26 protein-coding genes and 1 pseudogene are annotated in these 23,128 nt (G+C 69.0%); 18 read left to right on the forward strand and 9 right to left on the reverse strand.

What is annotated here, in order from left to right; all coding sequences use genetic code 11:
• Positions 1–96 precede the first annotated feature (96 nt).
• Together AB0C28_RS51165 and AB0C28_RS51170 are read right to left on the reverse strand one after the other, a co-directional pair.
• Positions 97–1,032: a sigma-70 family RNA polymerase sigma factor gene (locus AB0C28_RS51165; protein WP_358084012.1), complete on the reverse strand. Its 936-nt coding sequence runs from the start codon at positions 1,030–1,032 to the stop codon at positions 97–99.
• Between the two features lie 18 nt (positions 1,033–1,050).
• Complete coding sequence (locus AB0C28_RS51170; protein WP_358084014.1) at positions 1,051–2,271, reverse strand: FAD-dependent oxidoreductase; 1,221 nt, start codon at positions 2,269–2,271, stop codon at positions 1,051–1,053.
• A 262-nt stretch (positions 2,272–2,533) separates the two neighbouring features.
• Between AB0C28_RS51170 and AB0C28_RS51175 the strand changes: the two genes are divergently transcribed.
• Positions 2,534–4,966 (forward strand): PEP/pyruvate-binding domain-containing protein, encoded by a 2,433-nt coding sequence (locus AB0C28_RS51175; protein WP_358084017.1) that lies wholly within the window; start codon positions 2,534–2,536, stop codon positions 4,964–4,966.
• 3 nt (positions 4,967–4,969) lie between these two features.
• Here AB0C28_RS51175 and AB0C28_RS51180 read toward each other — a convergent pair whose 3' ends face one another.
• The 3 genes from AB0C28_RS51180 to kdpF form a co-directional block, all read right to left on the reverse strand.
• Positions 4,970–5,272, reverse strand: coding sequence for a hypothetical protein (locus AB0C28_RS51180; RefSeq protein ID WP_358084020.1), 303 nt, complete (start codon positions 5,270–5,272; stop codon positions 4,970–4,972).
• A gap of 202 nt (positions 5,273–5,474) precedes the next feature.
• Complete coding sequence (gene kdpA / locus AB0C28_RS51185) at positions 5,475–6,719, reverse strand: potassium-transporting ATPase subunit KdpA (protein ID WP_358084023.1); 1,245 nt, start codon at positions 6,717–6,719, stop codon at positions 5,475–5,477.
• Positions 6,719–6,808 (reverse strand): K(+)-transporting ATPase subunit F, encoded by a 90-nt coding sequence (kdpF, locus tag AB0C28_RS51190; protein WP_148433700.1) that lies wholly within the window; start codon positions 6,806–6,808, stop codon positions 6,719–6,721. The genes kdpA and kdpF overlap by 1 nt, the downstream gene beginning before the upstream one ends.
• Before the next feature lie 613 nt (positions 6,809–7,421).
• On the opposite strand from kdpF, the gene AB0C28_RS51195 reads away from it, so the two are divergent.
• Positions 7,422–8,153 (forward strand): potassium transporter TrkG, encoded by a 732-nt coding sequence (locus tag AB0C28_RS51195; protein ID WP_358084026.1) that lies wholly within the window; start codon positions 7,422–7,424, stop codon positions 8,151–8,153.
• Positions 8,154–8,177: 24 nt separating this feature from the next.
• Here the strand turns inward: AB0C28_RS51195 and AB0C28_RS51200 are convergent, their stop codons facing one another.
• Complete coding sequence (locus AB0C28_RS51200) at positions 8,178–8,861, reverse strand: TetR/AcrR family transcriptional regulator (RefSeq protein ID WP_358084029.1); 684 nt, start codon at positions 8,859–8,861, stop codon at positions 8,178–8,180.
• A gap of 111 nt (positions 8,862–8,972) precedes the next feature.
• Between AB0C28_RS51200 and AB0C28_RS51205 the strand changes: the two genes are divergently transcribed.
• From AB0C28_RS51205 to AB0C28_RS51235, 7 genes and pseudogenes are all read left to right on the forward strand, one after another.
• A complete protein-coding gene (locus tag AB0C28_RS51205) occupies positions 8,973–9,524 on the forward strand; it encodes a hypothetical protein (RefSeq protein ID WP_358084032.1) in 552 nt (183 codons plus the stop codon).
• Positions 9,525–9,740: 216 nt separating this feature from the next.
• Positions 9,741–10,067, forward strand: coding sequence for a PadR family transcriptional regulator (locus AB0C28_RS51210; RefSeq protein WP_357849077.1), 327 nt, complete (start codon positions 9,741–9,743; stop codon positions 10,065–10,067).
• Entirely contained in the window at positions 10,064–10,420 is a 357-nt protein-coding gene (locus AB0C28_RS51215; protein WP_357849074.1) for a DUF1048 domain-containing protein, read from the forward strand. Before AB0C28_RS51210 ends, AB0C28_RS51215 begins: the two co-directional genes overlap by 4 nt.
• 1 nt (position 10,421) lies before the next feature.
• Positions 10,422–10,748, forward strand: coding sequence for a DUF1048 domain-containing protein (locus AB0C28_RS51220; RefSeq protein WP_357849071.1), 327 nt, complete (start codon positions 10,422–10,424; stop codon positions 10,746–10,748).
• A gap of 585 nt (positions 10,749–11,333) precedes the next feature.
• Positions 11,334–11,858 (forward strand): annotated as a pseudogene (locus AB0C28_RS51225) (alpha/beta hydrolase); the annotation flags it as partial.
• A gap of 379 nt (positions 11,859–12,237) precedes the next feature.
• Positions 12,238–12,417 (forward strand): hypothetical protein, encoded by a 180-nt coding sequence (locus AB0C28_RS51230; RefSeq protein ID WP_357849069.1) that lies wholly within the window; start codon positions 12,238–12,240, stop codon positions 12,415–12,417.
• A 59-nt stretch (positions 12,418–12,476) separates the two neighbouring features.
• On the forward strand, positions 12,477–13,301 hold the full coding sequence (locus AB0C28_RS51235) for a hypothetical protein (RefSeq protein WP_358084035.1): 825 nt from the start codon (positions 12,477–12,479) through the stop codon (positions 13,299–13,301).
• Between the two features lie 53 nt (positions 13,302–13,354).
• On the opposite strand, the gene AB0C28_RS51240 is transcribed toward AB0C28_RS51235, so the two are convergent.
• Positions 13,355–13,687 carry a YbaB/EbfC family nucleoid-associated protein gene (locus tag AB0C28_RS51240; RefSeq protein WP_357849063.1) on the reverse strand — a complete coding sequence of 111 codons (333 nt, stop codon included), beginning with the start codon at positions 13,685–13,687 and terminating at the stop codon, positions 13,355–13,357.
• A 438-nt stretch (positions 13,688–14,125) separates the two neighbouring features.
• Here AB0C28_RS51240 and AB0C28_RS51245 point away from each other — a divergent pair, with 438 nt between their 5' ends.
• From AB0C28_RS51245 to AB0C28_RS51275, 7 genes are all read left to right on the forward strand, one after another.
• Positions 14,126–14,455 (forward strand): PadR family transcriptional regulator, encoded by a 330-nt coding sequence (locus AB0C28_RS51245; RefSeq protein ID WP_358084038.1) that lies wholly within the window; start codon positions 14,126–14,128, stop codon positions 14,453–14,455.
• A gap of 2 nt (positions 14,456–14,457) precedes the next feature.
• Positions 14,458–14,847 (forward strand): DUF1048 domain-containing protein, encoded by a 390-nt coding sequence (locus AB0C28_RS51250; protein ID WP_357849057.1) that lies wholly within the window; start codon positions 14,458–14,460, stop codon positions 14,845–14,847.
• Entirely contained in the window at positions 14,847–15,611 is a 765-nt protein-coding gene (locus tag AB0C28_RS51255; RefSeq protein ID WP_358084041.1) for an ATP-binding cassette domain-containing protein, read from the forward strand. The genes AB0C28_RS51250 and AB0C28_RS51255 overlap by 1 nt, the downstream gene beginning before the upstream one ends.
• Positions 15,612–15,623: 12 nt before the next feature.
• Positions 15,624–16,388, forward strand: a complete 765-nt coding sequence (locus tag AB0C28_RS51260) for an ABC transporter permease (protein ID WP_357849051.1) — start codon at positions 15,624–15,626, stop codon at positions 16,386–16,388.
• Positions 16,389–16,400: 12 nt separating this feature from the next.
• Entirely contained in the window at positions 16,401–17,600 is a 1,200-nt protein-coding gene (locus AB0C28_RS51265) for a cytochrome P450 (RefSeq protein WP_358084044.1), read from the forward strand.
• Positions 17,601–17,707: 107 nt separating this feature from the next.
• Positions 17,708–19,048 (forward strand): serine hydrolase domain-containing protein, encoded by a 1,341-nt coding sequence (locus tag AB0C28_RS51270; protein WP_358084047.1) that lies wholly within the window; start codon positions 17,708–17,710, stop codon positions 19,046–19,048.
• A gap of 76 nt (positions 19,049–19,124) precedes the next feature.
• Complete coding sequence (locus tag AB0C28_RS51275) at positions 19,125–19,739, forward strand: DUF1707 domain-containing protein (protein ID WP_358084050.1); 615 nt, start codon at positions 19,125–19,127, stop codon at positions 19,737–19,739.
• A 25-nt stretch (positions 19,740–19,764) separates the two neighbouring features.
• On the opposite strand, the gene AB0C28_RS51280 is transcribed toward AB0C28_RS51275, so the two are convergent.
• Complete coding sequence (locus AB0C28_RS51280) at positions 19,765–20,535, reverse strand: sporulation protein (RefSeq protein ID WP_357849039.1); 771 nt, start codon at positions 20,533–20,535, stop codon at positions 19,765–19,767.
• A 120-nt stretch (positions 20,536–20,655) separates the two neighbouring features.
• Positions 20,656–21,018, reverse strand: coding sequence for a hypothetical protein (locus AB0C28_RS51285; RefSeq protein WP_358084053.1), 363 nt, complete (start codon positions 21,016–21,018; stop codon positions 20,656–20,658).
• On the opposite strand from AB0C28_RS51285, the gene AB0C28_RS51290 reads away from it, so the two are divergent.
• Both AB0C28_RS51290 and AB0C28_RS51295 read left to right on the forward strand, forming a co-directional pair.
• Entirely contained in the window at positions 20,998–21,303 is a 306-nt protein-coding gene (locus AB0C28_RS51290; protein ID WP_358084057.1) for a hypothetical protein, read from the forward strand. The genes AB0C28_RS51285 and AB0C28_RS51290 overlap by 21 nt on opposite strands.
• The gene (locus tag AB0C28_RS51295) at positions 21,304–23,043 is read left to right on the forward strand and encodes a hypothetical protein (RefSeq protein WP_358084060.1); all 1,740 of its coding nucleotides are present in this window, start codon (positions 21,304–21,306) and stop codon (positions 23,041–23,043) included.
• Positions 23,044–23,128: the final 85 nt, after the last annotated feature.

A 23,128-nucleotide genomic window follows, 5' to 3' on the forward strand; every position in this document is an offset into this window, starting at 1 on the left:
CAAATGGGACGCGGGGATCTGCTCGACCTGCGGTTCAGGTGAGGTCAGGGCTGTCTCCCGCTACCTGAGCGTTACAGAGGCGCGGTCGGCGCCGGTTCACCATCGGGCGATGAGCGGTGATCCTTCTGGTTCGTGCTGCTGCCAGGTCTCGGCGAGGCGGGTCAGCCGGGCGGGCGCGGCGATGCCTCGCACGGTTGCGATCCGGCCGCCGGCGATGTCGAACGTCGCGGCGCCGACGACGCGGTCGCCGACCACGAAGACGAGGGCTGGGGCGCCGTTGACGCGCGCGTAGTGGACGGCGGACGTACCGCCGGCCAACCGCCGCTTGGCGGGTGTGGGTTTGAACCCGGCCCGTGCGACGGCGGCGATCCGCTCCGGAGTGTCGTACCGCAGCAGCGTCCCGGTCAGGCCGGCGCCGTCGGTGAGCAGCGCCACCAGCCGTTCGGTGTGGCCGGAGAAAGCGGCGGCGAGGAACTCCTCGACGATCCTGCGGGCGGATTCCGGGTCGACCTCGCCACCCCGGCGGCGCGCCGCGGTGACGCGGCGCCTGGCCCGGTGAAGGTGCTGCTGGCTGGCGGATTCGGTGATGCCGAGCATCTCGGCGATCTCGGCGTGGCTGTAGGCGAACGCTTCCCGCAGGAGGTAGACGGCCCGCTCGAAGGGTGACAGGCGCTCCATGAGGGTCAGCACGGCCAGGGAGACCGATTCGCGCTGCTCGAAAGTGTCGGCCGGGCCGAGCATCGGGTCGCCGTCGAGAAGCGGTTCGGGCAGCCAGGCACCGGCGGAGCGTTCGCGGCGCGCCCGCGCCGAGCGGAGCAGGTCGAGGCACAGGTTGGTGACCACCTTGGTCAGCCAGGCCTCCGGCACCCTGATCCGCTGCCGGTCGGCGGCCTGCCAGTGCAGGAAGGCGTCCTGCACGACGTCCTCGGCGTCGGCGGCGGAGCCCAGCAGCCGGTACGCCAGCGAGGCCAGCCGGTCCCGGCCGGCCTCGAACCGATCGGCGTCGAACCGATCAGTGGCGGTACTGTCCACGCGGACCACCCTAGGCCGCTACGCCATTACGCTCCCGGTGCGCACATCCGGCACAGCGGCCAGGCGGCGCCTGCGCTTCGGCACGCCGAAGGTCGGGTGCGAGTTGGCCCACAGCGACATCGTGAGAATGCCCGCCTTGATCCGCGCGGCCTTCCGGCCGCCCAGGTATGCCGGCTTCGCATGCCCTTCGTCGTCGACCATTTGCAGGATCCCGTCCCGCCTTCCCAGGCTGACGTGGTTGTAGGAGTAGACCAGCTTGGTCTTCGCGACCTTGCCGCCGGTCAGCCGTCCCACGATGGCGTGGATCGCCTGCCCGCCGGTGAAGCCGGCCGAGGCGCAGGACATCGGCAGTGGCAGGCCGTGGTCGCCGATGGCGTAGGCGCTGTCGCCGGCGGCGTAGACGTTCGGGTGCGAGATCGACCGCATGGTGCGATCGACGACGATCCGGCCGTGCTCGGTGACCTCCAGCCCAGCGGCGGCGGCGATGGGGCTGACCGCGAACCCGGCCGTCCACACGGTCGCGTCGGAGGCCGGCGCGATGCCCTCGGCGCACCGCACGCGCGTCGCCTCGACGGCCTCGACACTGGTGTGCTCCAGGACGGTGACGCCGAGCCGGTCGCAGGCCCGGCGCAGGTGGCCGCGGGCTCCCGCGGAGAGCCGGGCGCCCAGCTCGCCGCGGGCGATGAGCGTCACCGGCAGGCCGGGTCGGCCTTCGGCGATCTCGGTGGCGGACTCGATGCCGGTCAGCCCGTCGCCGACGACCACCACGCTCCCGCCGCCCCGCCTGCCCAGGCTGTCCAGGCGCTCGCGCAGCCGCAGCGCCGAGGGCCGGGCGGCCACGTCGAAGGCGTACTCGGCCACGCCGGGGACACTCCCGACGTCACCGTGGCTGCCGAGCGCGTAGACCAGCGTGTCGTAGCCGAGCTCGCCGCCGCCCTCGCCGCCGCCCTCGCCGCCGCCCTCGGCGTCGGCCACGGCGACGACCTGGCGTTCGGGGTCGACGGCGCTCACCCGGGCCACGCGCAGCCGGATCCCCGTGCCCGCGAAGACGTCGTCGAGCCTCTGGGCCGCAACTGTCCGGCCGGCTGCCACTTGGTGCAGCCGCAGCCGCTCGACGAAGTCCGGCACGGCGTTGACCACGGTGATCCGCACGTCCGCCGCGGACAGCCGGCGGGCCAGGTTCCCGGCCACGTAGACCCCGGCGTAACCGGCACCGAGGATCACGATGTGGTGCTTCATGTGTTGCTCCTCTCGCGTCACTTGCTCGTGAGTTGAGCGGAACAGCGCCACGATTGCTGACAGGAACGCCGTGTGGCATGGGTCACACCGTGAACCCGTTGGGCCGTCCGTCACGGATCGCCGCCTGAACGCGGGCTGTGGCCGTGGAGGGCGGCGCTGCTCTGGTGCGCGAACCTCGGCGGTGCTAGCGTCCGCAATGGAGCGCCGGGAAGCCTGGTCGGCATGGTTCGTGAACGATGTCAGCTGCGGGGGAGAAGGCGCGATGGAACTGATCCGGTTGTCCGACATAGATGGCTCCATGCTCGACCTTGTAGGCGGTAAGGCCGCCGGGCTCGGGAAGATGATCAGAGCGGGGGAGCGCGTCCCGGACGGCTTCTGCCTGACCGCCGACGCCTACCGGGCGGGCCAACTGCCCGAGGAGGAGCTGGTCGAGGCGTACGAGCGGCTCGGCGAGGGCCGGGTGGCGGTGCGCTCCAGCGCCACCGCCGAGGACCTGCCGGAGGCCAGCTTCGCCGGCCAGCAGGACACCTTTCTCAACGTCGAAGGCCCCAGCGACCTGATCGACGCGATACGCCGCTGCTGGGACTCGTTGTTCACCGAGCGGGCCGTCGCCTACCGCGCCGCCGCGGGCATCGGCGAGACGGCCATGGCCGTGGTGGTGCAGCGGATGATCGACCCGGTCACGGCCGGGGTGCTGTTCACCGCCAACCCGATCACCGGCTGCCGCTCCGAGATGGTCGTCGACGCGGCTCCTGGCCTGGGCACCGCCATTGTCGAGGGCACCGTCGTGCCCGACCACTACGTGCTCGATCAGCGGATACCGGCCGTACCGGATGACGGCGGGTGCTTGAACGCGGAGCAACTCGGCCGGTTGCGTGCGGCCGGGCAGCGGCTGCAGGAGCATCTCGGCTCGCCGCAGGACATCGAGTGGGCGATCGACGCCGAAGGCACGCTGTGGCTGCTGCAGTCGCGGCCGATCACCACGCTCTTCCCGCTGCCGCCCGACACCGGAGACACGCGGCTCTACCTGGAGTTCGGCCATATTCAAGGCATGCTTCGCCCGTGCACCCCGATGGGCGTGTCGCTGCTCAAGACCGGCGGAAGCGTGTGGTTCCAGGCCGCGGGCGCCAAGGTCGATCGGCGTGACCCGCTGCCCCGAATGGTGCCGATCGGTGGCCGGCTCTACTTCGACGTGACCGACTTCCTGCGCAGCAAAGCCATGCGCGAACGTCTCGGGACCTCCCTGGAGGTCTACGGACCGAGGGTGCAGGGCGCTGTGCTGCGCATGCTCGACGACCCGCGGTTCGCGCCGCGGCCCGGCCTGCCCTTGCATCTCGGCAGCGTGGTCAAGGGCATGGTGCGGATGGTGCCCGCCGGGCTGGCCGGAGTGGTGTCGAGTCTGTCCAACCCGGCTCTCGCGCGAGCCCGCGCCCACCGCGGCGTCGCGGAGATCAAGCGGATGATCGTCCCGCCCGACGAGTCCGCGACGGCCGCCGAACGGCTGCGCTGGGTCGTCGAGGACTCCCACAAGGCGGTCATGAGCATCGACATGCACGGGATCGTGTGGCCGCTGACGGCAGGCATGATCGTCGGGACGCTCCCGGCCGCGCTGCTCAAAGGCGTCGCCACGGACGAGGAACTCGACACGGTCCTCGGCGGCATGCCGTACAACGTGACCACGCAGATGGACCTCAAGCTGTGGGGCCTGGCGGTGCGGGCACGCGAGCACCGCGACCTGTTCCTCGGCACCCCACCGGAGGATCTCGCCGCCATGTACTTCGCCGGCGAGCTTCCCGACATCGGGATGGGCGGCTTTCTGGCCGCGTACGGCATGCGTGCGGCGGCCGAGATCGACGTCGGCGTGCCCCGCTGGGCCGACGACCCCGCGCCGCTGTTCGCCACCATCGCCAACTATCTGCGCGTCGAAGACCCCGAGCAGGCGCCCGACGTGCGGTTCAAGGCGGCGGCGGCCCGGGCGGAGCGGATGGTAGAGACGTTGTCGCGGCGGGCGCGACGCAGGCGCCCCATCCGCGGCCGGCTGGCGGCGTTCTTCATGCGCCGCTCGCGACAGCTCACCGGCCTGCGGGAGATCGCGAAATTCGCCTGGCTGCCCGTGATCCAGGCGTGCCGACGCCAACTCCTCCTGGCCGGCGCGGACCTGGCCGACCGCGGCCGGCTGGAGCGCGCCGACGACATCATGTTCCTGACGCTGGAGGAGGCACGAGCCGCCGCTCACGACGCGGACCACCGGGGACTTGCCGCGATGCGGCGCGCCGAGTATAGACGGGAACTGCGCCGGCGCACCGTACCCGGCGCGCTTCTGTCCGACGGGACCGACCTGGAGGCACTCGCCCCCGCCGAGCCGGCCCAGGACGGCGTGCTGACCGGCATGTCCGGAGCCGCCGGGCAGGCGACCGGCAGGGCGCGGGTGATCCGTGACCCGGCCGGCGCGCGCATCGAGCCGGGGGAGATCCTGGTCGCACCCACCACCGATCCTGGGTGGACCCCGCTGTTCATGACCGCGGCCGGCCTGGTGACCGAAACCGGTTCCCCGGTGGCGCACGGCCCTACGGTGGCCCGCGAGTACGGGATCCCCGCCGTCATCTGCGTCCGCGACGCCACACATGAGATCAAGACCGGGCAGTTGATCACGATCGACGGCGCAGCGGGCACCGTGCGCGTGGAACCCGAATGACCGTCAGCGGGGTGTAAGAGCCGGCGTCGTGGTGCTGCGCCTGAAATCGGGCGAGCAATGGACGTGCGCGAACGGGGAGATCAAGAAGAACGTGTCGTCGACCAGGCCGATCTCCCAGCCGACTTCCACGGCGATGGCCAGCGCCAGGGCGATCCATGCCACGACCGTTCCGGCCCGCCGCAACAACCCGAATGCCGCTGCAGCGATGGCGCTGTGCCCGCCCAGCCCGATCGCCCACGCTGATGAAAGCGGCGCGGCGCAGACGACGGTGATGAGCACGGCCAGGACGGCGTTGGCGGTCAGCACGACGATGAGGGCGGAGTCCGGATGTCGGTTCGTCCAGCAGCAGGAACTCCACGTCGGAGGCGATCGCGGCGATCAGAGCACTGGAGCTAGGGTCGCGATGCCACGTCCCGTCCGTGAGGTCCCGCACCACACCACCGACCGCCCAGCCGCTGACGAGCCATACTTGGTTCAGACTGCCAGGACGAGCCCGGCCCACGGTTCGTCACCCTCGGGCTCGGAGCACCTCGCTGGTCAGCGGGCCGATCTTCTTGCCGAGGTATTCGGGGGTGCGGCCGACCATCAGGCCGGCGACGAACACCGTGATGACGGCCAGGATGAGCATGCCGTACAGGCCCGCGCCGACGCCGCCGGGAGCGACCTCGCCGAGCAGCATGTTGAAGATCAGCATGCCGCCGCCGACAGCCGTGTAGGAGTCATGGAAGGAGTTCACCGAGCCCGTGCTGGTGAGCGTGGTGGCGGTGGCGAACATGCCGGAGTTCGAGACGCCGAAGCGGGTCTCGCGCCCTTCGAGAGCCTGGCCGATCGCCTGCGGCACGGTGCCGCTCGCGCTCAGCTCGGCCCACCGGGTGACGCCGAAGCTGATGATCGCCATCACGCTGACGATCGCGTAGCCCTGCCGGTTGTCACCGACCATCCGGCCGAACGTGCGCGGCAGGCAGGACGCGATCACCGTCAGCAGAAAGATCGTCAGCCAGTTCGTCCACGACGTGGGGTTCTCGAAAGGGTGGGCCGAGTTGACGTTGAAGATGCCGCCGCCGTTCGTGCCCAGGTCCTTGATCGCCTCCTGGGAGGCCGCCGCGGCCGGGGTGAAGGTCTGCTCGCCGCCGGTCAGCGTCGTCCACGTGCTGTGGTCGGCGAACGTCTGGATCGCGCCGCCGGCCACCAGCAGCAGCGCGGCCACGAACGCGATCGGCAGCAGGATGCGGATCGTGCCGCGGACCAGGTCCACCCAGAAGTTGCCGAGCGTGTCGGTCTTGCTGCGGGCGAAGCCGCGCACCAGGGCGATGGCCACCGCCATGCCGACCGCGGCGGAGACGAAGTTCTGCACCGCCAGGCCCGCGGTCTGCACCACGTGGCCCATCGTGGCCTCGCCGGAGTAGGCCTGCCAGTTGGTGTTGGTGACGAAGCTGACCGCGGTGTTCCAGGCCAGCGACGGCTCCACCGCCTCCATCCCGAGGGACAGGAACAGGTGGTCCTGCAGCCGCTGCAACCCGTACAGGAACAGGATCGACAGCACTGAGAACGCCAGCACGCCGCGCGCGTAGAAGCCCCACCGCTGCTCGCTGTCGGCGTTGACGCCGAGCAGCCGGTAGGTGAGCCGCTCCACGGCGTTGTGCCTGGTTCCGGTGTAGACGCGGAACATGTAGTCGCCCAGCGGCTTGTAGCAGAGGGCCAGGGCGAGAAGGAGAGACCCGATGAACAGGATCCCCGCCATGGTTGATGACATCAGAAACGCTCCGGGAACAACAGGGCCGCGACCACGAAGATCACCAGGCCGACGACCACGACGAGACCCACGGCGTTGACGGCGCTCAAAGCCGCTCCACCGCCTTCACGACCGACCCCAGCACCACGAAGACCGTGATCGTCAGGGCGACGAAGATGACGTCGGTCATCCCCACTGCTCAATCTGGACAGGGTGTTCTGCCGTACCTACTGGACGGCCAGGAAATCAGCGAACCGTGAGATTGAGGGGTTTTGGTTGTTTTTGACGGTATTCATACGGCCGATGCCCGGATATTGATGCCCCCTCTACGCTCGGCCCCGCATGCTGGCTTGCCGTGCCTTGACGCAGGTCTGCCCCGGTGCGGAGGCGGGACCATATGTTCCGTGTAGTGATGCGGGAAATTTGCGTCTGGCTTCCCTGGGGATGGCGGGGGAGAGCCCGTCGTCGGGGTGCGGATGAGAAGAAATCCCCCGTAGGAGCCATTGATGCGCAACGTCATCGTCACCGGTTTCGGAGCGGCCGTCCTGCTCGGCACCGCTCTGCTCGCCCTGCCGATCTCCACCGAGCCGGGGGAGCGGCGGGCTGGCTCACGGCGTTGTTCACCGCGACGTCCGCCGTGTGCGTCACCGGCCTGGCGGCCGTGGACACCGAGTCGCACCGGTCGTCTTCAACCTGACCTGTGAGTCGATCGCGGCGGTGATCATGACCGGCCGTTTCCTGCTCGGCTACGACGAGCCGTCCGGCCGCGCCTTGTATCTGGGCGTGTTCCATGCGATCTCGGCCTTCAACAACGCGGGTTTCGCGCTGTGGCCCGACAACCTGATGCGCTTCGTCACCGACCCGTGGATCTGCCTGACCATCGCCGCCGCGGTGATCGCGGGCGGGCTCGGTTTCCCCGTCGTGTTGGAGCTGCTGCGTACCTGGCGCCGGCCCAGCCGCTGGTCGGTGCTGACCAGAATCACCGTCGCAGTCACCGCGGCCCTGCTGGTCATCGGCATCATGGTCTTTCTGATCACCGAATGGCACAACCCGAAGACACTCGGCCGGCTTGACGACCCGGGCAAGCTGCTGGCCGCGTTCTTCCCCGCCGTCATGCCGCGGACGGCGGGCTTCAACAGCATCGACGTCGCCGGCACGTATTCCACGAGTTGGTTGGCCACCGACCTGCTGATGTTCATCGGCGGCGGCAGCCGCGGCACGGCGGGCGGCATCAAGGTCACCACGCCCGGCATGCCGGCCTTCGTCGTCTGGTCCGACGGCACGGTCGGCCTCTCGACCGGCATCACCGCCGACACCACACCGGCCGGCCAGATCCTGCTGGTGCTGCTCATGTTCATCGGCAGGACGGGACCGCTCACCTTGGGCTCGGCCCTGGCGTTGAAGGACCGCACTCGCCGCTACCAGGTAGCCGAGGAGCGGGTCATCGTCGGGTGACGTGGCAGGGACTGTTCGCCCGGTTCACGACGGCCGAGCGCCGAGCTCGGCCTGGAGGCCGGTCAGGATCGTGCGTAGACCGAACTCGAGCTCCTGGTCGGAGGCCGGTGAGGGGGCGTCGTCCTCCTGCGCCGCGCTGTGGGCGCGGAGTCGCGGGAACCGCATCGCGATCTCGGTCGCCTGCGCCACCATGGTGCGGATCTGTTCCTGCTCGTCGCCGCCGGTGCGGCGCAGGCGCGCTCTCCATGCCGCTTCGGAGGCCACGCCGAGGGCGTTACCCAGGACGAAGGTGAAGACGGTCTTCATGGCCTGCTCGGCGTCCCGTCCGGTGAAGCCGGCCGCCTGGTAGACCGCGAGCAGGTGGTCGTCGTGGCGGGCTTTGCCGGGGCCGTACAGGAGGTGGGTGCTCATGGCGGGGACGAGCCACGGGTGCCGGAGAATCATCGCGAACAGTCCCTTGGCCATGGCCGTGGCCGCCGCCTGCCAGGTGACCTCCTCCAGGTCCGGTAGCTCGATCTCCGCCCAGACCGCGTCGGCGGCGAGCACCAGGAGATTGTCCTTGCTCTTGACGTGCCAGTAGACGGCCGTCGCCGCCGAGTTCAGGCGGGCGCCGAGCTGCCGCATGCTCAGGCCCTCGATGCCCTCGTTGTCCAGCAGCTCGACGGCCGTTCGGACGATCTGGTCCTGGGTCAACGTCTCGCGGGGCACCTGCCCAGGATAGGGCGCTCTTGCACGGTGTTCGAGCCGAGGACTTGCACACTGTTCAAGTGCGGTCGTACGCTCCCACTTGAACAGTGTGCAAGTTGTGAGGAGATCACCGTGATGCCGATCGCCGTCCTGTCCGCGGCCATCCTGCAGCTCCTGCTCGCGGGCACCTTCTTCGTCATCCCCGTCGTCGGTCGCCGCCTCGGTCCTGACGCACAAAGGGCGGCCGAGGCGGACATTGCCAGACAGGGGCTACCGGCCGCCCTATTGGCCCGGCACCGGATCGACTTCGGAGCGAGCCGGGCCAGCGTCGTCCTCGCGATGTCCATCGGGGTGTGCCTGGCGGCGCTCGCCTTGCTCAACCTGAGCGGAAGTGGCACCGGCCGGATCTTGTCCTGGATCTTCCAGGCGGTCATCTTCGTACTCGGGTGCGTGATCATGCCCGGTGAGGTGTTCACGACGCGATACATCAAGGCGGCCTTCCACAAGTCGGATGACCCCGGCCTGCGCGGCCTGGACGTCGAAGCATTCGTCGATGCCGCTGCGGGGGCGTACCCTTCCTGGTTCCGGGGGGTGATCGCCGCGCGCCTCGTCCTGGCGACGGTTGGCTCGCTTCTGGTCATCGTCGCGTTGGCCCTGCCTGCCGTCAGCGGCTATTTCGCATGACGCCCTCGTGTGGGAACCGCCCGACGCCTTGCCTGGCGCGGTGTTCGCCCGCCAACCTTCCTGGTGGGTGAAGTGGTAGCGCCGGGCGAGCAGCGATTCAACCGCCCCAGACGCCCAGATCCAGATCATTGATGTGGGACGCGCTTCGCTATTCTGTGATACTGTGTAGTGGAACTCGGGGGTACAGAGTACCGGGTGGACCGAGAAGGACCTGTGATGGACGACCTGACGGAGATGCTGAAGGGCACGCTCGAAGGCTGCGTGCTCGAAATCATTGGCAGCGAGGAGACCTACGGGTACGCCATCACGCGCCGGCTGAACGAGCTCGGCTTCGCCGACGTCGTCGAGGGGACGGTCTACACCATCTTGCTGCGCCTGGAGAAGAAGAGCCTCGTCCAGGTGACGAGACGACCGTCCGAGCAGGGTCCGCCGCGCAAGTTCTACGCGCTCAATGACGCGGGGCGCGCGGAGCTCGCGACGTTCTGGGCGAAGTGGAACTACATCACGTCACGGCTCGACAAGCTCAGGGAGGGAGGGAGATGAAGTTCTGGGACACCGTGACTGGCAACGATCTCAACAGGGAATGGAAGGCGTTCGAGGCCCGGGCGGCGACGCTGCCGGACGACTACCGGGCGGCGTGGGGGCAGATTGTCGGCCACCTATTCCTCTACGGGGACTTCACGGGCCGCAACCTGATGCCGATCCTCGACGGCGCTCTGGGGCTGCTGGAGGAGACGGCGGCCGACGGGCAGAGCATCGAGGACGTGCTGGGTGACGACATCGCGGGGTTCTGCGCGGCGCTGGCCGGCGCGGAAGGCGCCCGCACCTTCCGTGATCGGTGGCGCCGGCAGTTGAACAGGAACGTCGCGAGGAAACTGGGCCGGCTGGGAGGCTGACATGGGCATCCAAGACATCATCGAAGGCAAGAAGCAGTGGCGGGCGCACATGGCCCGGGTCAAGGCGCTTCCGCCCGACTACGAGATCGTCTACAAGGAGATCCAGAGGTACTACTTCAAGGTCGGCCCGATCGGCCTGGCCGACGGGTCCCTGCTCACGGGCCTCCTCGAGTTCTTTGAGGAGGGTGTCGCAGCCGGCACGGGAGTCCTGGAGCTCATCGGCGATGACGTCGCTGCCTTCGCCGACGAGCTGATCAAGGACTCGCGCACCTTCGCTGAGGTCTACCAGGAGTCCATCAGCGGGGAGCCCGGCACTGCCGAGAAGTGACACTCTCTCCTTCTTGATCGGCGACTGCACATGTTGGCCGACCAGAACACCGGCGCCTCGATGATTTGAATCGGTCCGTGCGGTAGCCGACTGATGCACCGCGGAGCCGACGAGGTCCCGGCCGTCGCGATCGGCGCCTCCAGCCCGTTCTGGGGCCTCATGAACCCTCCATTTCAGCCCCGTCACCGCCGCGTCCCGGTGGACGTCTTCGCCGGCAGTGGCCAGTCTCCCGTCCGCGCGGCGAGCGCTCGCGAGGGCATCGATGAACTTGGGCGCATACCCCGAATCGGCGAGTTCGCTGTCGAGCGTACGCATGTCGCACCACAAGACGAACTCACAAGACACGAAGACACAGATGAGGACCCATGACCCTGCGAAGTGGACCGGTATGATGCCCGTCGATGACATGGCGCTGGCCGTGACCGACACCGGCGGCTCCGGCACCCCGGTCGTCTAGCTCAACGGCGCTTACGCCGACCAGTCACACTGGCGGCGCGTCATCGCTGATCTCGGCACTGACGGCTACCGGCGGACTACTCGTTCGAGGCCTGCCTCCGTGACCTCGACGCGGTCCTCAAGGCGAGGGGCGTGGACCGGCCCATCGTGGTGGCCTGGTCCTACGGCGGGGTCCTGGGATGGCACTGGGCGGACCGGAACCCGGACCGCCTCGCCGGCCTGGTCAAGGTCGACGCCTTCCCGGTCGGTCCGACCGGCGGGGTCGGCGCGGAGCTAAACCGCAAGCTGTTCCGGCGCATGCGGTTGTTCATCCCAATCGCCGCCAGGGTGGGCCTGGCCGCGCGGATGAGCGCCGACGAGCACGCTGAGGTCAACCTCGAACTCAACGAGATCGCCGCCGCCAGCGTGCCGGTCCTCGAACGGCTGATCTGCCCGGTGCGGTTCGTCCTGGCCACGGGTGGCAGCCTCGGGAGCCAGGAAGGGGAGATGGAACAGGGGCGGAAGGTGCTCGATCCGGTGCTCGCCCATAACCCGAACATCAAGGTGAGCGCGAAGGTCGCGAGCAACCACAGTAAGATCCTTCGCAACGACTCTCCCGCCGTCGCCCAGGTCGTACGCGAACTCGCCGCCGCCCACGGCCACTCGGTCGGCTGAACCGACGTACATTTTCGTCGTAGACGGGCTGGCCGCACTGGCGCTGGACGCGATGGCATCAGTCGCGTACCGGCCCGAGGCGATCGTGCTGGTGCTCGCCCTGGCGGGTGGCGCGGGGCTCGGGTTCACCATCCCGGTCACGTTCACGATCGCGGCCCCTGCTGGCCGTGCTCACCTTCTCCTATCGGCAGGTCATCGCCGCCTTCCCCGACGGCGGCGGCGCGTACGGGGAGGCCAGGACCCACCTCGGACGGCGGGCCGGCCTGGTGGCGGGGCATCCCTGGTGATCGACTACGTGCTGAACGTGGTCGTCTCGGTCGCCGCCGGGTGGCCGCGCTGACGTCGGCCTTCCCGGGCTGCTGCCGTACACGGTGTGGCTGTGCCTGATGGTGCTGGCCTGGTGACCGTGGTGAACCTGCGCGGGATCGCGCACAGCGCCCGCGCGTTCATCGTCCCGACCGTGATCTACGTGGGCGCGATCCTGCTGGTGATCGTCGTGGGGCCGGTCAGAGGCGAGCCGGCCGTCCCGGTCCAGCGGCCTCCGCCATGGCCGGGCTGATCAACATCGTGCCGCGCTACCTGCCCGGCTACGGCATGGCGCCGGAGTGAGGGCACGCCGTGCGGCCGGTGGTGCTGGTCTACACGTTGGTCTGCGTGGTCCTGGCCATCGTCTTCAACGCCGACGTCGACGCCCAGGCCGGCGCGTACGCCACCGGAATCCTCGCCATGATGGTCTCCGGCGCGACCGCCGTCACCGTCTCCGCGATCCGGAAGAGGCAGCGCCGCGCTGCGGTGGGCTTCACCGTGCTCACTCTTGTGCTGCTGTACGCGCTGGTCGAGAACATCAGGGAGAAGCCTGACGGCATCACCATCTCGGCGTTCTTCATCGTCGGGATCATCGCCATCTCCCTGGTTTCCCGCGTATCGCGGACCACCGAACGGCGGACCGATCACATCGAGTTCGCCCCCGCGGCCCGCCGGTTCGTCACCGACTCCCTGGAATACGACGGCGCGCTCTACCTCATCGCCAACTGCCGCCAAGGTGGCGACGCCGCCGAATACGCGGCCAAGGAGGCCGAGCAGCGCGGCATGACTCCCGTACCGGGCCCGGCCGAAGTGCTGTTCCTGGAGATCGACGTGATCGACCCGTCCGACTTCAGCGATGTGCTGCGCGTACGGGGGATCGAGGTGGACGGCCATCGGGTGCTGCGAGCCGAGGGCCCCGCCGCGCCCAATGCCATCGCCGCCATTCTGCTGGCGCTGCGCGACGCGACCGGCGTGCGGCCGCACTGCTACTTCGAGTGGTCGGAAGGCAGCCCGCTGACTCACCTGCTGCATTACCTGCTGCTGGGCCGGGGCGACACCCCGCCCGTGGTGCGGAAGATCATCCATCGATGCGAGTCCGATCCGGCCCGTCGCCCGGGCATCCACGTCGGCGGGTGACGCGGCGCCGCTCATACGATCAGCGCGAACACGCGGCGGTCCAGTCCGTTGTGTCAGGGACGCAGCAGGGCGCGCAGCCGGTCGATCGTCGTGTTCGCCCGCTCCAGATTCTCCTGGAGCGGGCCGGTGGGCTGGCGGAGGCGATCACCGATGAACTGCCGGTCGCCGACGAGCAGGTTGCCGGCGTCCAGCTGCTCGTCAACCCTTCTACGTTCGTCGGCTTCGGCCTGCTCCTTCGCCTGACGGATCAGCGTGAGAATGGTCTCGGCGAGCCGATCCGCGTCCATGCGCATGGCCCACGGCTTCAGCCGCAGGTCGCGTACGCCTGCGACTGAGTCGTACTCCACGCTCACCCAGCCGTCCTTGGACTCGGCGTGTACGGTCACGGTGGTGTCGGGCAGGCCGGTGAGCCGCGTGAAGAAGCGGTCGGCGTCGGCCGCGAGGCGTTCGGGTCGATGCCGAGCGCCTGCTCGAAATCGTTCATGAACTACTCCCAGGGGAACGAGTATGAGCCGCCAGCGTCCTGCTCGGGCACGAAACGGCCGGTGATCGCCTGGTTGCCGGTGCTGACGTCATAGGCCGCCTTGGCACCCGCGACCTGCGCCAGTCCCGTCCGAGTCGGGGGCGAAGAGCCACAACCCCTACGCGAACCAGGCGACACCCCGTCGGGATCTTGACGCTCTTGAAGGGGCAGCCTGCGGCGCACGGGACCGCGTCACGGGCGAGAGGGCGGTGAAACTATTCGGTGTTGCTAGGTACCAGTAGTAGGTGTTACTTTGTACCGGTACTCAGCGACACCGGATAGCGGCAGAAGGAGGACGGCGATGAGCAGGCAGCTGACGGAGATGCTCAAGGGAACGCTGGAGGGCGTCGTTCTCGCGATCCTGTCCGGCCGGCCCGCCCACGGCTACGAGATCACGGCGTGGCTGCGGGCGCAGGGCTTCGCCGACATCGCCGAGGGCACCGTCTACGCCCTCCTGGTCCGCATCGAGCGGCGTGGCCTGGTCGACGTGCGGAAGGTGCCGTCGGAGAAGGGGCCGCCGCGCAAGGTGTACTCCCTCAGTGCCCAGGGACGCAAGGACCTCGACGAGTTCTGGAAGACCTGGGTCTTCCTGGCCGAACGGCTCCAACGACTTCGCAAAGGAGACAAGTAGACATGGCTGACGAATCCAAGAGCCGGTACCTGCAGTACCTGGAGCTCGTCACCGGGCCCCTGGAGGAGAAGAAGCGCTGGCGGCAGTACAAGGCCCGCGTCAAGGGGCTCCCCGACAACTACCGCACGGCGGTCGAAGCGCTGGAGCGGTACCTGATGCACTTCGGGCCGGCCGACGGCGCCGGCGCGATGACGATGTACGAAGACCTCATCGAACTGTTCGAGCGGAGCGCGGCGGACGGCACCCCGATCCGCGACATCTTCGGCAACGACCCCGTGGAGTTCGTCGAGGCGTTCATGGCCAACTACCCCCTCGGACAGTACCGGACCCGCGAGCGCAACCGCTTCACCAGCGCCATCGAGCGCGCCGCACAGGAAGACAGGAAACAGTGATGACGATCCGGCAAGCTCCGGCGATCCAGGTGCACGGCCTGGAGAAGTCCTACAAGGACCTGCACGTGCTGCGCGGCGTGAACTTCGAGGTCGCGAGCGGCAGCATCTTCGCCCTGCTCGGCTCCAACGGAGCCGGCAAGACCACGGCAGTGAAGATCCTTTGCACGCTGCTCAAGCCCGACGCCGGCACCGCCCGCGTCAACGGCTTCGACGTGGCCAGGCAGGCGGCCGACGTCCGCGAGTCCATCAGCCTCACCGGCCAGTTCGCCGCCGTGGACGAGATCCTCAGCGGGCGCGAGAACCTCGTGCTGGTCGCCCGCCTGCGCCACCTCAGGAACCCCGGCCAGGTCGCCGACGACCTGCTCGCCCGCTTCTCGCTCACCGACGCCGGCGCCCGCAAGGTGGCCACCTACTCCGGCGGCATGCGCCGCCGCCTCGACATCGCGATGAGCCTGATCGGCGACCCGCCCGTCATCTTCCTCGACGAGCCCACCACCGGGCTCGACCCCCAGGCCCGCATCGAGGTCTGGCAGGCCGTCAGGGAGCTGGCCGCGGGCGGCACCACCGTGCTGCTCACCACCCAGTACCTGGACGAGGCCGAACAGCTCGCCGACCGGATCGCGATCCTGCACGAGGGCCGGATCCTCGTCAACGGCACGCTGGACGAGCTCAAGCAGCTGCTCCCGCCCGCCAAGGTCGAGTACGTCGAGAAGCAGCCCACCCTTGAGGACGTCTTCCTCTCCCTCGTCGGCACGAAATCCTAAGAGGACACGACAATGAGCAAGCATTTCTTCGGTGACACCGCCGTCCTGCTGGGACGGTCCCTGCGCCACATCACGCGCAGCCCCGACACCATCATCACGACCGCGATCATGCCGATCGCCATGATGCTGATGTTCGTCTACGTGTTCGGCGGCGCGATCAGCACCGGCTCAGGCACGTCGTACGTGAACTACATGCTGCCCGGCATCCTGCTCATCACGGTCGCCTCCGGCATCGCCTACACCGCCTACCGCCTGTTCATGGACATGCAGGGCGGCATCTTCGAGCGTTTCCAGTCGATGCCGACCGCGCGCTCGTCGGTGTTGTGGGCGCATGTGCTGACCTCGCTGGTCGCCAACCTGGTCTCGCTCGTGGTCGTCATGCTGGTGGCTCTGCTCATGGGCTTCCGCTCAGGGGCCGGAGTGCTGGGGTGGCTGTCGGTGGCCGGCATCCTGGTCCTGTTCACCCTGGCGCTGACCTGGATCGCCGTCATCCCCGGCCTGTCGGCCAAGACCATGGAGGGGGCGAGCGCGTTCTCCTACCCGCTCATCTTCCTGCCCTTCCTCAGCTCCGCCTTCGTGCCCACCGACACCATGCCCACTCCGCTGCGCGTCTTCGCCGACAACCAGCCGGTGACCTCCATCGTCAACGCCATCCGCGCCCTGTTCGCCGAGCAGCCTGTCGGCAACGACATCTGGGTCGCGCTGGCCTGGTGCGTCGGCATCCTCGTCGTCGCCTACGCCTTCGCCATGAACACCTACCGCCGCAAGATCTCTTGAAAGGGACAGGCCATGACCCACACCCTCCCCTCGATGCCCACCAGCCGCTCCTCCGGCTGCCCCTTCGACCCGCCCAAGGAGCTGGTCGACGCCCGGGAGCAGAGCCCGATCAGCCGTTTCACCTTCCCCGACGGCCACCAGGGCTGGGTGGTCACCGGCTACGACCTGACCCGCTCGATCCTGGCCGACCCCCGCTTCAGCTCCCGCCGGGAGCTGATGCGCCACCACCCGGTCATCGACTACAGCGACATCGAGGTGCCCCCGGCGCCGCCCGGTGAGTTCCTGCTGATGGACGAGCCACAACACGGCCGCTATCGCAAGCCGCTGGTCGGCAAGTTCACCGTCCGCCGGATGCGGCTGCTCACCGAGCGGGTCGAGCAGATCACCGCCGAGCACCTGGACGCCATGGAGAAGGCCGGGCCGACCGTGGACCTGGTGACGGCGTTCGCCAAGCCGATCCCGGCCATCGTGATCTGCGAGCTGCTCGGCGTGCCGTACGAGGACCGGGGTTTCTTCCAGGACAACATCGACAAGTTCCTCGGCGGCGAGGCCAGCGACGAGGAGGTGGGCACCGCCTACGTCGCAGTCCAGCAGTACCTCGCCGAGCTGGTCGCCGCCAAGCGCGCCAACCCCACCGACGACGTGCTCAGCGACCTGCTCGACAGCGACCTCACCGACGAGGAGCTGCAGGGCATGGCCCTGATCCTGCTGTCGGCCGGCTTCGACACCACCGCCAACATGCTCGCTCTGGGCACCTTCGCCCTGCTGCAGAACCCCGACCAGCCGGCCGCGCTGCGCGCCGACCCGTCGCTCACCGACCAGGCGGTGGAAGAACTGCTGCGTTACCTGACGGTCGCCAAGCAGTTCTTCCGGGTCGCGCTGGAGGATGTCGAGCTGGGCGGCCACACCATCACCGCCGGCTCGACGGTCGTCCTGGCCCTGAACGCCGCCAACCGCGACCCCGCCCGCTTCACCGACCCCCACACCCTCGACATCCACCGGCAGGACGGCGGCCACCTGGCCTTCAGCCACGGCATCCACCAGTGCCTGGGCCAGCAGCTCGCCCGCGTCGAGATGCGCGTGGCCTTCCCGGCCCTGCTCAACCGCTTCCCGACCCTCCGCCTGGCCGTACCGGCCGAACAGGTCGCCCTGCGCCCGGAGATCGCCGACATCTACGGCGTCAAGAGCCTGCCGGTCACCTGGGACGCGTAACCACGAACCGGACGTGGACGGCTCAGTCACCAGAGCCGCGAAGCCGGCGCTTGCACCGTCACACCAGGTGATCCCGAAATCTCGGACCAATCGAGAGGAATGACATCATGCCTAACGGAACACCCGAGCAGGGGAACATCGGGCGCCGGACCGTGCTGAAGGGCGTGCTGGGCGCCGGCGCGCTCGTCGGCACGCACGCTGCCCTCACCGGCCCCGCCGGCGCCTCCGTGGACGACGGCGAGCGCGGCGTCGAGCACGGCTGGGGAAAGGTCGCCGACGCGTTCCGCAAGAACTTCCAGAATCCTGGCGAGGTCGGCGCGGCGTGCAGCGTCTACGTCGGCGGCCGCCCCGTCGTCAACCTGTGGGGCGGCCTGGCCGATCGCGAGGCGCGGCGGCCATGGCGCAAGAACACCGTCGTCCAGGTCGCCTCCACCACGAAGGGCGCCACCGCCATCTGCGCCCACCTGCTGGTCCAGCGCGGCCTGCTGGACCTGGACGCCCCGGTGGCGCGCTACTGGCCGGAGTTCGCCGCCGCCGGCAAGCAGCAGATCCCGGTGCGCTGGTTACTGTCGCACCAGGCCGGCCTGCCGATCGTGGACGGGCCGCTGACGTTCGAGCAGGCGTGCGCCTGGCACCCGGTCATCCGCGCGCTCGAGGCGCAGGAGCCGCTGTGGCAGCCGGGCGCCGAGCACGTCTACCACAGCGTCACCTACGGGTTCCTGGTCGGCGAGGTCGTTCGCCGGATCACCGGCAAGTCGCTTGGCACCTTCTTCGCCGAGGAGGTGGCCGCCCCGCTCGGGCTGAGCGCCTGGATCGGGCTGCCGGAGAAGCAGGAGAAGCGGGTGGCCCGGCTGCACGAGGCAGCCCCGTTCAGCTACGAGGAGTTGCTGGCCGGGCTGATCGCGACCACCGGCCTCGACGCGGACACGGTCACCGCCTGGGTGAACGCCGTGTGGGCGCCGGGCTCGGTCCAGGCCCGCGCCGGCGAGCTCGGCGGCGCCCTGACCACTCCCGACTATCACCTCACGCGTGCCTGGCGCGCCGCCGAGTTCCCGGCCGCGAACATGCTCGCCGACGCCCGGTCGGTGGCGCGCATGTACGCCGCCACCGTCAGCGACGTCGACGGGGTACGACTGCTCAACCCATCGACCGTCGAGCGGATGACGGACGTGCAGACCGACACGACACCGATGCACGGGCTGCCGCCCGGCCTGAACGTCCCGGCCGACCGCTCCTTCTGGATGTCGCTCGGCTTCTGGCGGGCCTGCCAGCCGATGCCGATGACCGGGCCTGCGTCGTTCGGGCACCCGGGCTCCGGCGGCTCGATCGGCTTCGCCGACCCCGACGCCGGAGTCGGCTTCGCCTACGTCACGAACCTCTGGAACTACCGGCCCGACGACCCGCGCGCGGCAAACCTGGCCACGGCCGTCCGCGCCTGCCTCGGCTGACGGCGGCCCGGCACCCGGTCGAGATCGGGCATGGCTGGCCCGAGGTGTCGCTCCGGGCCGGCGGAAGGAGAACCTGATGACGCAAGAGTTCCCCGTGTGGGGTCTGGAGAAGACTTCCCCGCGGGCGCTGCGCGCGTCCGACGCGGACCGCGACCGGGTCACCGAGCTGCTGCGCGCCGCCGTCGCCGACGGCCGGCTCGACCCGGTCGAGTTCGACGAGCGGTTGGACGCGGCGCTGACCGCCCGCACCCTCGACGCCCTGGCGCCGCTCGTCACCGACTTGATCCCGGTGCCGGGGAACGGTGGCGCACTCATGCTGCCGTCTGCCGAGCCACCTGCCGAACTGCTCACCATCAAGGAGCGGCACGGTACGGTGCGCCGCGCCGGCCGCTGGACGCTGCCGCACCGGCTGGCGCTGCGCACCGCGTGGTGCGAGGTGCTGCTGGACCTGACCAGCGCCGCGCACAGCGCGCCCGAGCTGGTCATCGAGCTGCGGGTGAGCGGCGGCAACGTAGAACTGGTGCTCGCGCCCGGCATGGTGGTGGACGCCAACGAGCTTTCGGTACGGCACAGCACATTGGCGATCAGCGGGGACACCGACGGGGGAATGGCGGAGAGGTTGCACATCCGTCTGACAGGCCGGATGCGGCACGGCCGGCTCGACGTCCGCCGGCAGACGCCACAGCCGTGACGCGCCATGGCGCCAAGCGATGCGTCTACCGGCCGCCCCGCCCCGGGCGAGTCACGAGCCAGCGGTCGATCTCACTGGGCCAGTCGGTATGCAGCGCTTCCTCATGAGTCATCTGGAAACGTTCGGTATGAGGGCGTTGGCATCTGGAGTGCTCCCCCTGCAACTCCACCACCAAGTCGCACGAACTTGGCACGAACGTCACGCCGACCTCGTGCACCACTCCGGCGTGATGGCTCGGGGGATGAAATTTGATCTTCTGGAGGAGCTGTGGTCCGTGTAGTGGGTCCTTTCCTGAGCTCGACTGCAGGACAGCGGACTTGAAGGGAAAGCCGAGTCGCGCGAATGCCTGCAGTACCCGTGACTGCGAAGGCGCCGGCTTGACGGTGACCAGGTCGAGATCGCTGCTGCCCACGATCGTGGCGATCGCGACTTCGGTTCTTACGCCCAGCGCCATGCCCGGCAGATGCCGGCCGCCGATCTCGCTGAGGGGAGTCCACCATGGGATCGCGGCCTGAAAGGCGATCACCTTTTCCTCACCTGGCCGGAGAACGGCATGGCCCGAGACCTGAGCCTGCGAGAATTCCTCGATTGTGTGGTGACTGCCGGCTTCGTGCGCCGCGTATGGCGAGGTGACCAGGCCGAGGCAGATCCGGTCGATCGTGACGCCGGCGTCACCGCCCCTCAGACGCACTTCGCCGGACAGCACACCACCGGGCTGCGTTCGCGGTGTGGCGAGGATCGTGCTGACGGAGGGCGCGCTCGCCCCACCGGCATCGGACAGCCGCACAAAGGCCACAGCGATCTCCCGCCTTGCAGGAATCGAGCACTCGCCCATCTGAACGACCCGGCGAAGAGCTTGGTTCCCCTGGTCATGACGTCCTGTCCTTTCGAATCGGCGGCCATCCGCCGCTGAGGCTTAGGTGAGCGCCCAGCGCCTGATAGCGGCGAGGCCGGCCGTGACGAGGACGGCGGCGATGCCGATCATGATCAGGACGGTGGTGGCGGTGAAGGGCTCACCGGAGATGACCATGGGCAGGTTCGGATAGGGCACGGCGTACTTGGCGATCCAGTAGTCAATGTCGAGGATCGGCCCCAGCACCTCGCCGAAAAGGTTGAGGAAGAGGAAGGCCACCCAGGAGATCGCCGCCGCGGTACGCGGGAGCAGGCCGAAGGTCAGGACACCCATCCCCGCCAGGACCCAGGTGGCGGGCACCTGCACCAGGGCGCCGCCACCACGATCTTCGCCGCCCTGGCCAGCGTGATCCTCCTGGTCAAGCACACTCGCTCCGACGAGGAGCAAGGGCGGCGTGAGCTCGTCGGCTCGGCCGCCGTGGCGCGGCAGGCACCGCTGAGCGCCGCCCTCACGGTCGTGCTGGCCGCCAATGCCGTCCTGGTGAGCCAGAGTGCCCGGATGGCCGGCGCCGTGTCCTTCACCGTGTTCTTCGCGGCGTACCTCATCCGTGGCCTCAGCGACCTGGGCGGTCCGAGCCTGCACTGGCTGGGCTGGCTGGTGCCGAACGGCTGGTTCTTGCGCGCTCGCGCCTTCGGCGGCGAGCAGTGGTAGGTGTTCCTGCCGGTGGCGGCGTTCGTCGCAGCCCTGGTCTGGGTCGCTTACGCGCTGTCAGCGCGCCGGGATATCGGCGCAGGTCTCGTGCCGCCGAGACTTGGTCCCGCCCACGCGCCGAACGCCTTGCGCGGACCGCTCGGGCTGGCGTGGCGGATGCACCGGGGCATGGCGCTGGCGTGGATGGCGGGTGCCGCCTTCATCGGCGCCGGGATCGGGCTGGGCGGGCAGAGCGCCGTCGAGACGTTCGGTCAGAGCGGAGCGCTGGACTTCTGGGCCGGACGAACCGGAACCGGTGATCCCGCGGAGATCTTTTTCAAGCTCGTCGTGTACGAGCTGGCGGTGTACTCGGTCTCCATGTACGCGATCATGACGGTGCTGCGCCTGCGTGGTGCGGAGGCCACCGAACTCTTCCTGTCCGGTCCGGTGAGCAGGGCGCGCTGGGCGCTCAGCCACCTGGTGTTCGCCGTCACGGTGCCCGTCGCCGTGCTGGTGATCGCCGGTCTCGCGCTGGGCCTCGGCGACGGGGACTTCGCCGGCGGCCTGGCCCTCACCACGGTCATCCTGCCCGGCATCTGGGTGATGGCAGGGCTCACCGTGGCGGCATTCGGACTGTTCCGGCGGGCCGGAGCGGCCGTGGGATGGACCGCTTTGGCGCTGAGCATCGCGCTCGAAGTCGGCTGGGAAGTCGGCCTGGTGAGCGACCCGTTCTTTATGATCTCCCCGTTCCATCGCACTGACCCCCGAACAGGACCTGGCGACGCCGGCACCCTGACCGCCGACCATCTGAACCGGGAACCCCTGGCAGGCCGCGCGGGTTCGGCCTGTGCGTGGTCCGCCGGTTGTGCGGCGAGGTCCTGCTCGATCATCCCGACGGCCACTCCCGCTTGCGCCTGCACAAGCCTGGGCCGCCCGAGCAGACCGGCGCCGCCGACGGCTGAACGTGTGGTTGATGAACCAGGCGGGCAGTGGTTCATCCTCTCGAGGGATCGTGAGCGGCGATCAGTTCCCGCGATGAGCTTTGCTGCGAACGCCTCTGGCCGTCTGCGGGCAGGCGACGTTGACTGGCGGTATCCGGTTACCTGTCTTCGGATGGGGATGCGCTGGCAATATCGGGCGGAGGCGGTCGTGTCTACCGAGGTCGTGATGTGGGTGGCCGTCATCGTCGGGGTGATGGTGGTGGTGCCGACCGTGGGTTTCTTCTTGTTGCGGAGGCGTCGGGGTCGCCTTCGCGAGCGGTTCGGCCCCGCCTACGAGCGCACGGTTGCCGCCGCGGGCGAGCGCAGGGCGGCCGAGCGTGAGCTGCGAGCCCATCGAACGCGATCAGGCCCACTCGACATCCAGCCGCTCGATCCCGAATCGCGCCGCGGCTATGCCGACAGGTGGGCCGCGGTGCAGGAGCGTTTCGTGAACGAGCCGAGTCCCGCTGTCAACGAGGCCGATCTACTGGTAAGAGCCGTCATGGCCAAGTGCGGATACAGCACTGAGGACTTCGCGCAGCAGGCGTCCGACCTGTCACTGCGACACAGCCACACCCTGGAGCATTACCGCCAAGCCCACGAGGTCAGCGGGCGCGCCATGAACGGTTGGGTGTCGATCAAGGAACTGCGGCAGGCCATGACGCACTATCACGCCTTGTTCGACGACCTCATCGGCGATGATCAGCGGTCCCTCCGGGCTCGGGCAGCCGCTCGACCACCCCTGACACTCCCACACGGAGGCGCGGGTTCCCGCCGGTAGGCCACAGGCGCTCAGGAGGCTGCGAGCGGGAACACGAGCGATGGATCCACCCCCTGTGGCCGTGCCACGATAACTCACGGAGGTA

This window comes from Nonomuraea sp. NPDC048892 (assembly GCF_040649735.1).
GTDB lineage: Bacteria > Actinomycetota > Actinomycetes > Streptosporangiales > Streptosporangiaceae > Nonomuraea > Nonomuraea maheshkhaliensis.